Here is a 15,009-nt window from a genome sequence, read left to right as displayed (position 1 = left end):
GTAGACGTGGTTTATGGGTGTTTGGTTCGAGGCAAAACCGCAAGAGTTTGCCGGGCGATCTCCAGCTCCTCGTTCGTGGGGATCACGACGACCCGCACGGCCGTCCCGTCAGGGGAGATGACCCGCTCTCCCCGCTCGTTGCGGCCCGGGTCGACGGCGATGCCCAGCGCCTCAAGACCGTCCAGCGCCGTCTGCCTGACCAGCGGGGAGTTCTCCCCCACCCCGCCGGTGAAGGCGATCACGTCGACCGTGCCGAGCACGGCGTAGTAGGCGCCGACGTACTTGCGCAGCCGGTGGCAGTAGACGGAGAAGGCCAGTTCCGCGTCGGGGTCCCCGGCCGCGAGGCGCTCCTGTACGGCCCGCATGTCGTTGTCCCCGCACAGGCCGCGCATGCCGCCGCCCCGGTTGAGCATCGTGTCGATCTCCTCGAAGGACATCCCCCCGGTCCTGGCGAGGTAGGTCAGGACGCCGGGGTCCAGGTCCCCGGAACGGGTTCCCATGACGAGGCCCTCAAGCGGGGTCATGCCCATCGAGGTCTCCAGGCAGCGTCCGCCGGAGACGGCCGAGGCGCTGGCCCCGTTGCCCAGGTGCAGCACGATCACGTTTCCGTCCGGCCTGCCGGCCTCCGCGGCGGCCTCCCGGGAGACGTAGGCGTGCGAGGTGCCGTGGAAGCCGTAGCGGCGGATTCTCAGCCGTTCCGCCACCTCCCTGTCGATCGCGTACGTCGCCGCGGCCGGGGAGATCGTGGAGTGGAAGGCGGTGTCGAAGACGGCGACCTGCGGCAGGTCGGGACGCAGCCGCCGGGTGACCTCGATGCCCGCCAGGTTGCCCGGATTGTGCAGCGGGGCCAGCGGGACCAGTTCCTCGATCATCGCCGTCACCTCGTCGGTGATCAACGTCGGCTCGGTGAAGTCCGTACCGCCGTGCACCACCCGGTGCCCGATCGCGGTCAGCTCGGGAGAATCGATTCCCAGGCCCTGACCCGCCAGTTCGTCGGCGACGATGTCGAGGGCCGCTCCGTGGTCGGCGACCGGGGAGCCCGGCTCGCCGATCCGCTCCACGATGCCGGAGGCCAGCCGGTCCTCACCGGCGAGCAGGGCGTACTTCACCGAGGACGACCCGCTGTTGATCACCAGGACACGCTTCACGGTCACCCCTGTTCCTGCGCCTGGATGGCGGTGATGGCCACGGTGCTCACGATGTCGGTGACCAGTGCGCCCCGCGACAGGTCGTTGACCGGCCTGCGGAGTCCCTGGAGCACCGGCCCGACCGCCACGGCCCCGGCCGAGCGCTGCACGGCCTTGTAGGTGTTGTTGCCGGTGTTCAGGTCCGGGAAGATCAGTACGGTCGCCCGGCCCGCGACCGGGGAGCCCGGCAGTTTGGCGGCGGCGACCCTGGCGTCCACCGCCGCGTCGTACTGGATCGGCCCCTCGACCAGCAGGTCGGGTGCCCGCTCGGCGACCAGGGCGGTGGCCTGGCGCACCTTGTCGACGTCCGCGCCGCTGCCCGAGTGCCCCGTCGAGTACGACAGCATCGCGACCCTGGGCTCGATGCCGAAGCGCCGTGCCGTACGGGCCGAGGAGATCGCGATGTCGGCGAGCCGTTCGGCGTCGGGGTCGGGGTTGATCGCGCAGTCGCCGTAGACGAGCACCCTGTCGGCCAGACACATGAAGAACACCGAGGAGACGACCGAGGTGCCCGGGACCGTCTTGATGATCTGGAAGGCCGGCAGGATCGTCGCGGCCGTGGTGTGCGCGGCGCCGGAGACCATGCCGTGCACCTCGCCGCGGTGCAACATCATCGTGCCGAAGAAGTTGACGTCGGCCATCAGTTCCTCCGCCCGTTCCTGCGTCACGCCCTTGTGCGCCCGCAGCGCGGCGTACTCGCGGGCGAAGGGACCGCGCATCGGGGAGGTCACGGGGTCGACGACGGTCACGCCGGACAGGTCGAGACCGAGGTCGCCGATCCTCCTGCGGATCACCTCCTGCCTGCCGAGCAGGGTGAGGTCGACGATGCCACGCCGCATGAGGATGTCGGCGGCCCGCAGGACGCGGTCCTCCTCGCCCTCGGGCAGCACGATGTGCCTCCGCTGGGCGCGGGCCCGCTCCAGCAGGGTGTGCTCGAACATCATCGGGGTGACCCGCTCAGGACGGGCCAGTTCGATCCGGTCCGCGAGGTCGGCGGTGTTCACGTGGGCCTCGAAGTGGCCGAGCGCGGTGTCGATCTTGCGAGGGTTGTCGGCCGTCAGCCGCCCTTCGAGCCCGGCCAGGGTCGTGGCGACGGTGAAGCTGTCCGCCGCGGCGGAGAGCACCGGCACCCCGGGGGCCAGACGGGCGGTGAGGTCCCGCACGGTCTTCGTCGGCTCCTGGCCGAGCGTCAGAACCACGCCGGACGGCCTGACGGTGCCCGCCGCCTCCGTCGCGAGGGAGGCAAGCAGCAGGTCGGCCCGGTCTCCCGGGGTGATCACCAGGGCCCCGTCCGTCAGGTGTTCGAGGAAGACCGGCAACGTGGCCCCGCCGAACACGAACCCCAGCACGTCCCTGCGCAGCGCGTCCTCGTCGCCCTGCAGCCCTCTGGCGTCGACGGCCCGCATCACCTGCCCGACCGTCGGCGCCGAGAGCGAGGGATGCTCAGGGATGACGTAGCAGGGCACGGGAAGAACGGGATCGACGCTCATCCCGGCCGGCACCCGGTTGGCGACGACCGCGAGCACCGTGCTGCCGAGGTCGGAGAAGACCTGGTAGCCGGTGCGCATCTCCATTGCGATCTCCTCGGCCCGTTCGCCGTGCGCGCCGACCACCACGATCACCGGGGCGCCGAACTCCGCGGCGAGCCGGGCGTTGAACGCCAGTTCCCTGGGCAGGTCGTCGGTGGCGAAGGAACTGCCGAGCACGAGCAGCGCGTCGCACTCCCGTTCGAGCGCGTGGAAACGGGTGACCAGCCGGGAGATCAGCTCCTCGGTGCCGTGACCGGCGTAGATCTCCGCGGCGGCCTCGGCCGTGACGCCGGACTGGGCGGCGGCGGGCCGGTATCTCATGCCGAGCAGTTCGAGCGTGCGGTCGTCTCCCCTGGTGATCGGCCGGAAGACCCCCGTCCTGTGGGCCCGGCGGGCGAGCAGCTCCATCAGGCCCAGTTCGACGATCTGCCTGCCGTCCCCCCGCCCGAGACCCGCCACGTAGATGCTGCGCATACGCCCTCCTGTGCCGCGAGACCAGGTCACGAAACCAGGCCCGACCAAAAGACGCAGAGCAGTCAACACCCTCGGGGCGTCGCCCGGGTGAACCAGGGTGGTCAGGAGTTGGCCACGACCCACCTGCCGATCCTGCGGACCAGGTCGGGGGTCGCCGCCGACTCGGCGTGGCCGTAGCCCGGCTCGATCCACAGCTCCTTCGGCTCCCCCGCCGCGTCGTGGAGCTGGTGGGCGTGGTCGAGGGGGAAGAAGGAGTCGGCGTCGCCGTGGACGATCAGCAGCGGGGTCGGCGAGATGTCCACGACCGCCTCGTGGGGGGCCGAGGGCACCGGGTCCCATCCCCTGCTCCTGATCCGCGTCCGCTTGCCGACCCGCGCGGCCAGGCGTCCCAGAGGGCGCTCGATCGCCCAGTGCACCTGCCGCATGGGCCTGGTCCCTCGGTAGTACCACCGCGCGGGCGCGCTGACCGTGACCACGGCGCCGATCTCGCCGTCCCGCCCGGCCCGCCCGTCCCTGCCTGCCGCCCGCCGTCCGGCGTACCGTACGGCCACCGCCCCGCCCATGGAGAAGCCGACGACGGCGACCCTGGCGTAGCCGATCGCCCTGGCGTGCCGTACCGCCGCGTCCATGTCGAGGATCTCCAGGTCCCCGACGGTCGACTCGCCGCCGGAGCGGCCGTGGCCGCGGAAGTCGAAGGAGACGACGCCGCCGAACCCGCTGAGCACGTGGGTGATGCGGCGGGCCGGGCGTTCCCTGAGCGAGCCGGTGAAGCCGTGGGCGAGCACGATGCCCAGGTCGGCAGGACCGCGTGACGGGGTGTGCGCGGCCTCGATCCGCACGTTGTCCTCGGTCCTGAGCATCACGGCGAACGACGGCGCTAGCGGCATGCCCACGAGCTTATGACCGAACACGGCGGGCCGGGGGGACGGCTCGTCATATCGGAGAAAGGCCCGCTCCGCAGGCCTGCGGGGTGTCCCGGAGGTGAACATATGACCGCGTTCGGCGGCGGCGTGAAAGCGATTGTTGCGGATCAACTAAAATAGGGAGGCCGCACGGTCCGCGGCCAGCCTCCACGATCACAGAGTGAGACTCAAACATGCCTTTGAACAGCCGCGATGACCTGCGGAACATCGCGATCATCGCGCACGTCGACCACGGCAAGACCACTCTCGTGGATGCCATGCTCTGGCAGTCCGGAGCGTTCCGCGCGAACCAGGACGTGGACGACCGTGTCATGGACTCCAACGACCTCGAACGCGAGAAGGGCATCACCATTCTCGCGAAGAACACCGCCGTCAAGCACGGCGGCATGACCCTCAACATCATCGACACCCCGGGCCACGCCGACTTCGGCGGCGAGGTCGAGCGCGGTCTGTCGATGGTCGACGGCGTCGTGCTGCTGGTCGACGCCTCGGAGGGTCCGCTGCCGCAGACCCGGTTCGTGCTGCGCAAGGCGTTCGCCGCCAAGATGCCGGTCATCCTGTGCATCAACAAGGTCGACCGCCCCGACGCCCGGATCAAGGAGGTCGTGGACGAGGTCTACGAGCTCTTCATGGATCTCGACGCCACCGAGGAGCAGATCGACTTCCCGATCGTCTACGCCTCGGCCAAGGCGGGCCGCGCCTCGCTGAACCGCCCCGAGGACGGCGGGATGCCCGACTCCGACGATCTCGAACCGCTCTTCGAGGTCATCAAGGAGACCATCCCCGCGCCGACCTACGACCCGGACGCCCCGCTGCAGGCGCACGTCACCAACCTCGACGCCTCCTCCTACCTCGGCAGGATCGCGCTGTGCCGCGTCCACCAGGGCACCATCAGGAAGAGCCAGCAGGTCGCCTGGTGCCGCACCGACGGCAGCATCCAGAAGGTGAAGATCACCGAGCTGCTGATGACCGAGGCTCTTGAGCGCAAGCCCGCCGAGGAGGCCGGTCCCGGCGACATCATCGCGATCGCCGGCATCCCGGACATCATGATCGGCGAGACGCTGGCCGACCCGGAGGACCCGCGTCCGCTGCCGCTGATCACCGTGGACGAGCCCGCGATCTCGATGACCATCGGCACCAACACCTCGCCGCTGGTCGGCAAGGTGAAGGGCTCGAAGGTCACCGCCCGCATGGTCAAGGACCGCCTCGACAAGGAGCTGATCGGCAACGTCTCGCTGCGCGTCCTGCCGACCGACCGGCCCGACGCCTGGGAGGTGCAGGGCCGTGGTGAGCTGGCGCTGGCCATCCTCGTCGAGCAGATGCGCCGCGAGGGTTACGAGCTGACCGTCGGCAAGCCCCAGGTCGTCACCAAGACCATCGACGGCAAGGTGCACGAGCCGGTCGAGCGGCTGACCGTCGACTGCCCCGAGGAGTACCTCGGCGCGGTGACGCAGCTGCTGGCCGTGCGCAAGGGCCGGATGGAGCACATGACCAACCACGGCACCGGCTGGATCCGGATGGAGTTCGTGGTCCCGGCTCGTGGTCTGATCGGCTTCAGGACCGAGTTCCTCACCGAGACCCGGGGCACCGGCCTGGTTCACCACGTCTTCGACTCCTACGAGCCCTGGTTCGGCGAGTTGCGCACCCGCAACAACGGCTCCCTGGTCGCCGACCGGCCCGGCCCGGTGACCGCGTTCGCGATGCTGAACCTCCAGGAGCGCGGCGTGCTGTTCGTCTCGCCGACCACCGAGGTCTACGAGGGCATGATCATCGGCGAGAACTCCCGCTCGGATGACATGGACGTGAACATCACCAAGGAGAAGAAGCTCACCAACATGCGCTCCTCGACGGCGGACGAGACCGAGAAGGTCATCCCGCCGCGTCAGCTCTCCCTTGAGCAGGCGCTGGAGTTCATCCGCGAGGACGAGTGCGTGGAGATCACTCCGGAGAACGTGCGCATCCGCAAGGTCGTCCTCGACGCGGCCACCCGGGGCAGGAGCGCGGCCCGCGCCAAGCGCGGCAACTGAGAACCCCGGAAAACCCCGAAAAAAGGGCGTCCGTCGTACGGCGGGCGCTCTTTTTGCGTTTCACGGCCCTCACCGTTCCCAGAAAGGAACACGCGTCACTCCTTCAACGGAGTCTCCGAAGCGGTTCCCGCGCCACCACGCCGAATACATCCGAGAATTCCGTTACCCGAATGGCCCATTAACGGGAGTCCCAGGTAACCGTTCGACAACGGGCCGGTCGGCACGGGAAGTGATCGGTTACCCACATCGTGTTTTTCACGGGAAATCCATGTCACCGGATCCGCCCACGAGGCCGTACCTGCTCGAACGGTGAATACCGCCGTCCCCGTCGGCGAAACCGGGGTAACGTGTTGAGAAACGGCGTCTGCGACCGCATCATCATTGAACCGTCCGAAGGACCCCGGGGGCAGTGCGGTCATTTGAGGCTGCCCTCCTCCCGTTTTATCACCGGCATGCCAGAGGACAGCATCAAGAGAATGGTAGAGGAGAAATGGACCTGAGCAATCTCCCGTGGCGGAAGTCGAGTTTCAGCAGCCCCAACGGAGGCGACTGCGTCGAGGTCGCCGAACTCGGCTCCGCCGCACACCGCCCCGAGCACAAGCGGGACGCCACCCATGCCGTTCGTGACAGCAAGGACCCGCTGGGTCCCGTCCTCTACTTCACCTCTCCCGGATGGCACGCCTTCGTCAACGGCGTGAAGTCCTCCGCGTTCGACCGCTGACCGTCGCCCGCGGCTCTCCAGGCGGTCCGTGACCACAGGCCGGCCCATGGAGACCTGGACGCGCGGAGAGTCCCCCGGCCCCATCGCCAGAGGACTCTCCCGCGGAGGGAAGCCCCCTCCGGTCATCGGGTCAGGACGAGACCGCGCACTGTCCCCGCTTCTGCTTGACGGGCCCCTCCTTGTTCGGGCGCACGTCGAAGTCGAAGATCTCCGTGGGCAGGTAGAGCGAGCAGCAGGCGTTGGGAATGTCGACGACGCCGCTGATCCGGCCCTCGATGGGCGCCGAGCCGAGCAGCAGGTAGGCCTGCTCTCCGGTGTAGCCCCACCTCTTGAGGTACTCGACGGCGTTGAGGCACGCCCTGCGGTAGGCCACCGTCGCGTCGAGGTAGTAGTTGGTGTTGGTGTCGTGGTCGACCGAGATGCCGATGAACGAGATGAACTCCGAATAGCGCGGCTCGACGTTGCCGGGCATGAAGACGGGGTTGGTGCTGACGCCGTACTTCTCCATGCCTCCCTTGATGAGGTCCACGTGGAAGTCGATGAAGCCCCCCATCTCGATCGCCCCGCAGAAGGTGATCTCGCCGTCGCCCTGGCTGAAGTGCAGGTCACCCCCGGAGAGCTTGGCGTCCTTCACGTGGACGGGGTAGAAGACGCGTGCGCCGCGGGTGAAGTTCTTGATGTCGTGGTTGCCGCCGTTCTCCCGCGCGGGCACGGTACGGGCCCCCTCACGGGCGATCCTGGCCTCCACCTCGCCGGTCGCCTGACCGGCCAGGGTGTTCTCGGCCAGCGGCGGCAGGCCGAGCGCCGGAACCCGGTCGGGGTCGGTGTCGATGAGCGCCTGTTCCCGCCGGTTCCAGTCGGCGAGCAGTTCGGCCGACGGCGCCGTGCCGAACAGGCCGGGGTGGGTGATCCCCGCGTATCTAATACCGGGCAAATGGCGAGATGTCGCATATATGCCGTTGAAGTCCCAGATCGCCTTGTACGCGTCGGGGAAGTAGTCGGTCAGGAAGCCACCGCCGTTCGCCTTGGCGAATATGCCGGTGTACCCCCAGCCCTGTCCCGGCGCCTCACCGGTCTCCTGGGGGACCGGGCCCAGGTCCAGGATGTCGACCACCAGCAGGTCTCCCGGTTCGGCCCCCTCGACCCCGATGGGGCCGCTGAGCATGTGCGCGAGGGACAGGTCGACGTCCCGCACGTCGTTCGCCGAGTCGCTGTTGTGTATCTGGGAGTCGGTCCACTCACGGCATTCGACGCGGAACACCTCCCCCGGCCTGACCATGGCCGCCACGGGGATGTCCGGGTGCCACCGGTTGTGCCCCGGCACCTGCTGATCACGCATCGGCTTCGACTGATCCACGCTGAAGACGACCTTCGGCATGGCAACTCCTTTCTCGGGATGTGTGTGCCGACCGGATGCCCAGGCCACATCACCTCCTCCGGATCGCACGCCGTACGGGCACGCACGGATCTAGTGCGCCGCGGCCGTCGTCCCGCCCGCCGGGCCGGTGCCGCCGGGAAGTGACCGCCGCCCCCTCGTCAGCAGCCACAGCCCGCCGAAGACGACCACGCCGAACACCGCCAGCAGTACGGCCAGCAGGTCCTGGTTCCAGTTCTGCCAGTAGCCGGTGAGCAGCAGGAAGGCCGGGATGGCCGCGGTCACCCACCCCTCGATCGCCGTCACCCAGCCCGTGTAGACGGTCAGATGCTCGCGCTTGAGCCCGAGCAGCAGGAAGAACAGCAGCCACAGGAACGCCCAGTAGAGCCAGATGACGCCGAAGGGCTTGTCACCGAGGATCCTGAAGTTCGCGTAGGAGAAACCGAGCGCCGTGATCGCCACGAACAGCGAGAAGTAGCCGACCCCCGTGGTGTCGAACCCGCCGAGCAGGCCGATGCCCACGTAGAGATAGGTGAAGCCGAACAGGAAGAGTCCCGAGGCCCCGAGGATCGCACCCGCCCTGTCGCCCGCGGCGATGATCAGCACGGTGGGCGTGATCACCTGCAGCGCCCCGACGAAGAGGTTGAAGACGGCCGCCGCCCGCGCGTCGACCTTTCCCAGCAGCATCATTCCGTTGATGAAGAGCACCGCACCGACATAAAGCAGTCCCACGGTCGCCATCGCCGGACCTCCCTCACAGGCTCATGGCCGGGGCAGGCGCGCCAGCGCGGGGTGCGGCGGCCGGGGCGGTCGCCGTCCCGGCGGCGTGGTGACGACCTCGGGCGCCTCCCGGCTCTGTTCCTCACGGCCGAACGCGGCCGCGAGCGCCGGAGGAACCCAGGAGACGTTCGGCGGGGAGTAGACGCGACGGGCGTCGTGTCCGCAGGTGGCGCAGCCGTACTCGGACGGCGCGGTTCCCATCGGAAGACGAACGTCGAAGTATCCACAGTCCCGGCAGACATACTCGTAGGTCGCCATTGGCGCCTCCCCCGCTCCGGCTGGTGGTGTCGCGAATCAGCAGCGACTCGGACCCATGCCTCCGGACTATCCGAAACCCGAGCGGAGTGTCAAGGTTCCTGTCAGGATGGCGGGCCGTCCCGAAAACACGAAACGCCAGGTGACCGGTCGAAGACGGTCAGGGCCGTCAACGAACCGTGACCGGGGGCATACGAAGCCCTGACCCGGGTCAGTCGGCGGGAAGGTGGTCGGCGAGCCACTCGACCAGCGGGGTGAGGTCGCGCCAGACCTCCCGCACCCGCTCCACGACCTGCGGGGTGTGGATCCACCCCTCCGGCTCGAAACGGCGGCTCGCGTGCAGCGACCTGTGACGGAGCAGGTCGAGACGGGGGTGGTCCTCGGGGACGCCCCTCGGCCGCGTCTTGAGACGGTCGCCCTCGATGGCGTAGCCCGCGACGCGCGCCTCGGTGACGATCTTCTCCAGCGGCGTCCCGCTGATCTCCTCGTCGACCGCCTGGCGGTAACGGGCCAGCTGTTCGCCCTGCGCGGCGTAGAGTCCTCCGCCGACGAGCAGCCCGGCCGCGTCGAGCTGGACGTAGAAGCCGATCGCCTCGCCCTTCGGGACGTAGGACCCCTGGTGCGTCTTGTAGGGGGACTTGTCCTTGGAGAAGCGGACGTCGCGGTTGGGACGGAACATGCGCGCCTGCCCGAACTCCTCGGCGAGCTCCTCGCCGAGGGCCGCCATCGGAGCCCGGACCGCCTCCTCGTAGACCCGCTTGTTGCGCGTCCAGTAGGTCTTCGAGTTGTCCGCCTCAAGGCCCTCGTAGAACAGGAGCCCCTCGTCGGGAAAGCCGCTGAAACCCATGCGGCCCATCGTGCCATCGGCCACCGACGGTTAGGGAATCTCCGTGGCCGCGGTCCCCCTGGCTCCGTCGCCCATGCTGGTGTAGGCCCTGCCGGGCACCAGGCGGGGCACGCCGTACAGCTCCGACAGCGTCACGAACGTGTAGCCCCGCTGGACGAACTGGTTCAGGACGGCGGGCACGGCCTCGACGGTCGTCGGGTGGATGTCGTGCATGAGCACGATGGCCCCCGGGGTGGCCTGGGCCGCGCGCTGGGCGACCAGCCTGGAGTCGCGGTCACGCCAGTCGAGGGTGTCGACGCTCCACATGACCTGGGCGAGCCCGAGACGGGAGGCCTCCGCCGCGACCCGCCTGCCCGTCGAGCCGTACGGCGGCCGCATCATCGTCATCTTGACCCCGGACAGCCGTCTGACGATCTTCTGGGTGCTGGCCAGCTCGAACCTGATCGACTTCTCCGAGAGCTGAGGGAGCGGAAGGTGGTCCCAGGTGTGGTTGCCGATCTCATGTCCCTCGACGACCATCCTGCGGAGGTTCTCCCCCCGGTCCTCGGCGACCATCCTGCCCAGTACGAAGAAGGTGGCCCTCGCCTGGTGCCTGGCGAGGATGTCGAGCAGCCTGCCGGTGTACGGCCCGGGCCCGTCGTCGAAGGTCAGCGCGACGCACCTGATCCTGGCGCAGTTCACCCCGCGCGCGCCGGGCGGCTTCGGAAGGCTGTTCCTCGGCCACTGCCGCTGGATCGCGACCAGCCTTTCGGCGAGTTCCTCCGGGTCGAAGAGCGGGGATGCCTCGGGGGACGGCGAGACGGACGGGGACGGGTCGCTCTCGATGCTCAGGATCGCGACAGGGGGCTCACAGCCCGCGACTCCCAGCAGGACGGCCATGGTGAAAACCATCCATCGCCACACGTCTGCCCCCCGCCAGGCCGGCCGGGGTCACAGATGGTCATGGATAGTCTCCGGCCACGTCCCCCCGCAGACTCCTGGCCAGTTCGTCCCACCAGGATGGGACATCTGCCTGGAGTTCCGCATAGCGACGCGCTACCCGAATGGCGCATCCTTTCGAATCCGTGCCCAGATGCCGACGTTTCACCTGGCCCTCCTGCCACCGGTAGAAACCATCTCGGAAGCGAACGACGAGCCCGATCCACACCGAGAGAGTGCCGTCGTCGTCGACCTCGTAGGCGCCGGTGACCCCGAGCCCGGCCAGGTCCGCGCGGAGCCTGGCGATCGCCTCCCCCGCCTCGACACGCTCGTTCACCCGTCACCTCCCCGGCGGACGGAGGGACCGCTCCCCGACGGAGGGACGGACCGCGCGGCCGGGACACAGGCCCCGCCACCGGCGGGTGACAGCGAAAGCGACATGGGGTAATGATGCGGTCACGCGTCGCCTGGTGACACCCGTTCCCCACTATTGGTCAGGTGTCTCCTTCGGCTCGGTCACCACCATCGTGAACCTGAGCGGGACCTGCCCGTTGTTGGAGTAGCGGTGCGGCCGGTCGGCGCGGAACACCACGGCGTCGTCCACGCCCACGACGTGGCTGCCGCCGTACACCGAGAGGGTGAGCTCCCCCTCGATGACGGTCAGCATCTCCCTGGTGCCCGGAGGGTGGGCGTCACCGTCGTGGTGGTCGCCGGGGGCGAGCCGCCAGTCCCACAGCTCCAGGATCGACGGGGCGTCGGTGCCGACCAGCAGCCGTGCCGAACTGGCCTTCCCGTGCGGGAAGGTGACGACGCTGGCCGCGGGGACGACCCGCACCACGGGCACGTCCGAGACCTCGACCAGGCGCGCGACCGTCACCCCGAGGGCGTCGGCGATGCGGGTGAGCGTGTTGATGCTGGGGTTGGTCCGTCCCTGCTCGACCTGGACGAGCATGCCGCGGCTCACCCCGGAGCGGGTGGCCAGTTCGTCGAGCGTCATCTGCCGGTGCGCCCGCTGGGCCCGCACGTTGTTGGCGACCGCCGCGTTGATCGTCTCGGGATCCATCAGTCCAGTGTAGTGAACCTGATTTGCAGTATTTTGCACCTCATATATTGTTCCAACGGTGCAATCCATTGAACTGAGGTGAAGGATGATCGCGGTGGCGCTGGCCACACTCTGCGCCGTGGTCTACGGCACGGCCGACTTCTTCGGCGGTCTGGCCACCCGCAGGTCGCGGGTGATGGCGGTGGTCGTGCTCTCCCAGGGCGCCGGGCTCGCCCTGGTGGTCGCGCTGATGCCGCTGCTGCCCGGCGCCCCGACGGCGGGCGCGTTCGCCTGGGGCACGGCGGCGGGTGTCTCCGGCGCCGCCGGGCTGGTGCTCTTCTACCGGGCGCTGGCCACCGGCGTGATGTCCGTCGTCGCCCCGACCACCGCGACCACCTCCGCGGCCCTGCCCGTCCTGTACGGCCTGGCCACCGGGGAGCGGCCCGAGCCGCCGGCGCTCTGCGGTGTGGTGCTGGCACTGGTCGCGGTGCTGCTGGTCAGCCGTGATCCCTCGCGGAGCGCGTCCGGGAACGGCCGGGGGCCGCTGGTGGCCGCGCTGGTGGCGGGCGTGGGGTTCGGCGGCTTCTTCGTCCTGCTGGCGCAGTCGCCCGCCGAGACCGGGATGTGGCCGCTGTTCGGCGCGCGCCTCTCCTCAATCGCCCTCATCGCCCTGCTGGCCCTGGCCACCGGCCGTACGCTGCGGCCGGGCGCGGGCGCGCTGCGGATCATCCTGGCGGCCGGGGTTCTCGACATGCTGGCCAACGTGCTGTTCATGTTCGCCCAGCAGCGCGGCATGCTGAGCCTCGTCGGCGTGCTGGTCTCCCTCTACCCGGCGAGCACGCTGGTGCTGGCCAGATACGTCCTGAAGGAGCGGCTCAACGTCGTGCAGATGACGGGCATCGGCTTCACCCTCGCGGCGGTCGCGCTGATCGCCGCGGGCTGAGCCCCGGATCGGGCATGAGCCGCCGGTCAGGCGGCCTGGCGCTGCTCGGGCAGGCGGACGGCGCCCTCCTCGCGGGCGTAGTCCTCAAGCATCGTCCTGAGCTGACGGCGGCCACGGTGCAGCCGGGACATGACGGTGCCGATGGGCGTGCCCATGCGCTCGGCGATCTCCTTGTAGGCGAAGCCCTCGACGTCGGCCAGATAGACCGCGACGCGGAAGTCCTCGGGCAGGGAGCGCAGCGCGTTCATCACGGCGCTGTCGGGCAGCTGTTCGAGCGCCTCGGTCTCGGCGGACTTCAGCCCGGAGGACATGTGGGACTCGGCGGCGGCGAGCTGCCAGTCCTCGATCTCCTCGGTCGCCGAGAGCTTGGGCGAACGCTGCTTCTTGCGGTACTCGTTGATGAAGTTGTTGGTGAGGATCCGGTGCAGCCACGCCTTGAGGTTGGTCCCCTCCCGGAACTGGTGGTAAGAGGTGAACGCCTTGGCCACCGTCTCCTGCACGAGGTCCTCGGCGTCGGCGGAGTTGCGGGTCAAACGCATCGCGGACGCGTAGAGCTGGGTGGTGACCGGAACGACGTCGCGCTCGAACCAGTCCTGGCGCTGCTCTTCGGTCATCGTGATCACGTGTTCTTCCCCCTTGTACTGATTCCCCCCACCACCGTCCGGCACAGGCACGACACGCCCTTTCCGGCGGCTTGTCGAATGCTCGCAGGCGGCTCGTAAGCGGGCCGTTAAGAGCTCTTCCGCCTGGTCAGGAGGTTGGTCGTCGGCTGCTTCGAAGGCGGGTACGACACGCCCTACAGCCGGACAAGTCTCATTATCGTAACATCTCCCTCTGAAGATGGTAGAGGTTGTGTCCATCATCACATAACCCCAGCTCGCGCTACTTTTGGGTGCATGGAATACGTGGACAGGCATGACCCCTATACCCGCTCCTGGGTGGCCGAGGCCATCCGTCACGTCGAGGCCGACGCCCACCGAAGCTGCGATACCCATCTCCACGTCTTCCCGCTTCCCACGCACTGGGGGGTAAACCTCTACCTCAAAGACGAGTCCGTCCACCCAACCGGTTCACTCAAGCACCGCCTGGCCCGATCCCTGTTCCTGTACGGCCTGGCCAACGGCTGGATCGGCCCCTCGACCACGGTCGTCGAGGCCTCCAGCGGCTCGACCGCGGTGAGTGAGGCCTACTTCGCCAGGCTGGTCGGCCTGCCGTTCGTCGCGGTGATGCCCGCCTCGACGTCCCCCGAGAAGATCGCCCTGATCGAGTTCTACGGCGGCAGGTGTCACCTCGTTCAGGACCCCGGGACCATCTACGAGGAGTCCCGCCGGGTCGCGGCCGAGACCGGCGGCCACTTCATGGACCAGTTCACCTACGCCGAGCGGGCCACCGACTGGCGCGGCAACAACAACATCGCCGAGAGCATCTTCCAGCAGATGGAGATGGAACCCCACCCCGAGCCGACCTGGATCGTGGTCGGCGCCGGCACCGGCGGCACGTCCTCGACCATCGGCCGCTACATCCGCTACCGGCGGCACCAGACCAGGCTCGCGGTGGTCGACCCGGAGGGGTCCGCCTTCTACCCGGGCTGGCGCGCCGGCGACGACACCGTCACCGCCCCCGGCTCCCGCATCGAGGGCATCGGCCGCCCCCGGGTCGAACCGTCGTTCATGCCCACCGTGATCGACCGCATGATCCAGGTCCCGGACGCCCTGTCCATCGCGGCGATGCGCTGGGTCCGCGAGGTCACCGGCCGCGACGTCGGCGGCTCGACGGGCACCAACGTCGCGGCCGCCGTACGGATCCTGCGGGAGATGCGCCAGGCGGGCGAGCGGGGCAGCGTCGTCACCCTGATCTGCGACGGCGGCGAACGCTACCGCTGCACCTACGGCGACGACGCCTGGCTCGCCGAGCGCGGCCTGGACATCGCCCCTCACCTGGAGGAACTGAGGTCCTTCCTGGCCGAGCCCTGACATCCCACCCGAAGG

At 69.0% G+C, this 15,009-nt stretch carries 15 protein-coding genes; 4 read left to right on the top strand and 11 right to left on the bottom strand.

The genetic code is table 11. The features are described 5' to 3' along the window. Positions 1-11 precede the first annotated feature (11 nt). The 3 genes from ABT340_RS09890 to ABT340_RS09880 all read right to left on the bottom strand — a co-directional run bounded on the left by ABT340_RS09890 (position 12) and on the right by ABT340_RS09880 (position 4,077). Positions 12-1,154: an acetate kinase gene (locus ABT340_RS09890; RefSeq protein WP_352010312.1), complete on the bottom strand. Its 1,143-nt coding sequence runs from the start codon at positions 1,152-1,154 to the stop codon at positions 12-14. Further along, on the bottom strand, positions 1,151-3,190 hold the full coding sequence (pta, locus tag ABT340_RS09885; RefSeq protein ID WP_352010311.1) for a phosphate acetyltransferase: 2,040 nt from the start codon (positions 3,188-3,190) through the stop codon (positions 1,151-1,153). The genes ABT340_RS09890 and pta overlap by 4 nt, the downstream gene beginning before the upstream one ends. 101 nt (positions 3,191-3,291) lie before the next feature. Beyond that, positions 3,292-4,077, bottom strand: coding sequence for an alpha/beta hydrolase (locus ABT340_RS09880; RefSeq protein ID WP_352010310.1), 786 nt, complete (start codon positions 4,075-4,077; stop codon positions 3,292-3,294). Between the two features lie 209 nt (positions 4,078-4,286). Between ABT340_RS09880 and typA the strand changes: the two genes are divergently transcribed. Both typA and ABT340_RS09870 read left to right on the top strand, forming a co-directional pair. Next, a complete protein-coding gene (gene typA, locus ABT340_RS09875) occupies positions 4,287-6,140 on the top strand; it encodes a translational GTPase TypA (protein ID WP_352010309.1) in 1,854 nt (617 codons plus the stop codon). Positions 6,141-6,630: 490 nt separating this feature from the next. Further along, on the top strand, positions 6,631-6,861 hold the full coding sequence (locus tag ABT340_RS09870) for a DUF397 domain-containing protein (protein WP_352010308.1): 231 nt from the start codon (positions 6,631-6,633) through the stop codon (positions 6,859-6,861). A 130-nt stretch (positions 6,862-6,991) separates the two neighbouring features. On the opposite strand, the gene fmdA is transcribed toward ABT340_RS09870, so the two are convergent. The 7 genes from fmdA to ABT340_RS09835 all read right to left on the bottom strand — a co-directional run bounded on the left by fmdA (position 6,992) and on the right by ABT340_RS09835 (position 12,099). Beyond that, complete coding sequence (fmdA, locus tag ABT340_RS09865) at positions 6,992-8,239, bottom strand: formamidase (RefSeq protein ID WP_352010307.1); 1,248 nt, start codon at positions 8,237-8,239, stop codon at positions 6,992-6,994. Positions 8,240-8,329: 90 nt separating this feature from the next. After that, complete coding sequence (locus ABT340_RS09860; RefSeq protein WP_352010306.1) at positions 8,330-8,977, bottom strand: AmiS/UreI family transporter; 648 nt, start codon at positions 8,975-8,977, stop codon at positions 8,330-8,332. Positions 8,978-8,998: 21 nt separating this feature from the next. Next, positions 8,999-9,274 carry an FmdB family zinc ribbon protein gene (locus tag ABT340_RS09855; protein ID WP_352010305.1) on the bottom strand — a complete coding sequence of 92 codons (276 nt, stop codon included), beginning with the start codon at positions 9,272-9,274 and terminating at the stop codon, positions 8,999-9,001. Between the two features lie 208 nt (positions 9,275-9,482). Further along, the gene (locus ABT340_RS09850; protein WP_352010304.1) at positions 9,483-10,118 is read right to left on the bottom strand and encodes a DUF2461 domain-containing protein; all 636 of its coding nucleotides are present in this window, start codon (positions 10,116-10,118) and stop codon (positions 9,483-9,485) included. Between the two features lie 30 nt (positions 10,119-10,148). Next, positions 10,149-10,997, bottom strand: a complete 849-nt coding sequence (locus tag ABT340_RS09845) for a polysaccharide deacetylase family protein (protein WP_352010303.1) — start codon at positions 10,995-10,997, stop codon at positions 10,149-10,151. Positions 10,998-11,058: 61 nt separating this feature from the next. Further along, the gene (locus ABT340_RS09840) at positions 11,059-11,373 is read right to left on the bottom strand and encodes a hypothetical protein (protein WP_352010302.1); all 315 of its coding nucleotides are present in this window, start codon (positions 11,371-11,373) and stop codon (positions 11,059-11,061) included. 150 nt (positions 11,374-11,523) lie between these two features. Then, on the bottom strand, positions 11,524-12,099 hold the full coding sequence (locus ABT340_RS09835) for a helix-turn-helix domain-containing protein (RefSeq protein WP_352010301.1): 576 nt from the start codon (positions 12,097-12,099) through the stop codon (positions 11,524-11,526). Positions 12,100-12,184: 85 nt separating this feature from the next. Between ABT340_RS09835 and ABT340_RS09830 the strand changes: the two genes are divergently transcribed. Further along, a complete protein-coding gene (locus tag ABT340_RS09830; RefSeq protein ID WP_352010300.1) occupies positions 12,185-13,021 on the top strand; it encodes an EamA family transporter in 837 nt (278 codons plus the stop codon). Positions 13,022-13,047: 26 nt separating this feature from the next. Here ABT340_RS09830 and ABT340_RS09825 read toward each other — a convergent pair whose 3' ends face one another. Beyond that, positions 13,048-13,635, bottom strand: a complete 588-nt coding sequence (locus tag ABT340_RS09825; protein ID WP_352010731.1) for a sigma-70 family RNA polymerase sigma factor — start codon at positions 13,633-13,635, stop codon at positions 13,048-13,050. Positions 13,636-13,917: 282 nt separating this feature from the next. Between ABT340_RS09825 and cds1 the strand changes: the two genes are divergently transcribed. Further along, on the top strand, positions 13,918-14,994 hold the full coding sequence (cds1, locus tag ABT340_RS09820; RefSeq protein WP_352010299.1) for an L-cysteine desulfhydrase Cds1: 1,077 nt from the start codon (positions 13,918-13,920) through the stop codon (positions 14,992-14,994). Positions 14,995-15,009 lie beyond the last annotated feature (15 nt).

This window comes from Streptosporangium sp. NPDC000239 (genome assembly GCF_040300765.1).
Taxonomy (GTDB): domain Bacteria; phylum Actinomycetota; class Actinomycetes; order Streptosporangiales; family Streptosporangiaceae; genus Streptosporangium.
Note: the sequence above shows the minus strand (reverse complement) of the source record. Positions and strands in the feature narration are given on the sequence as shown.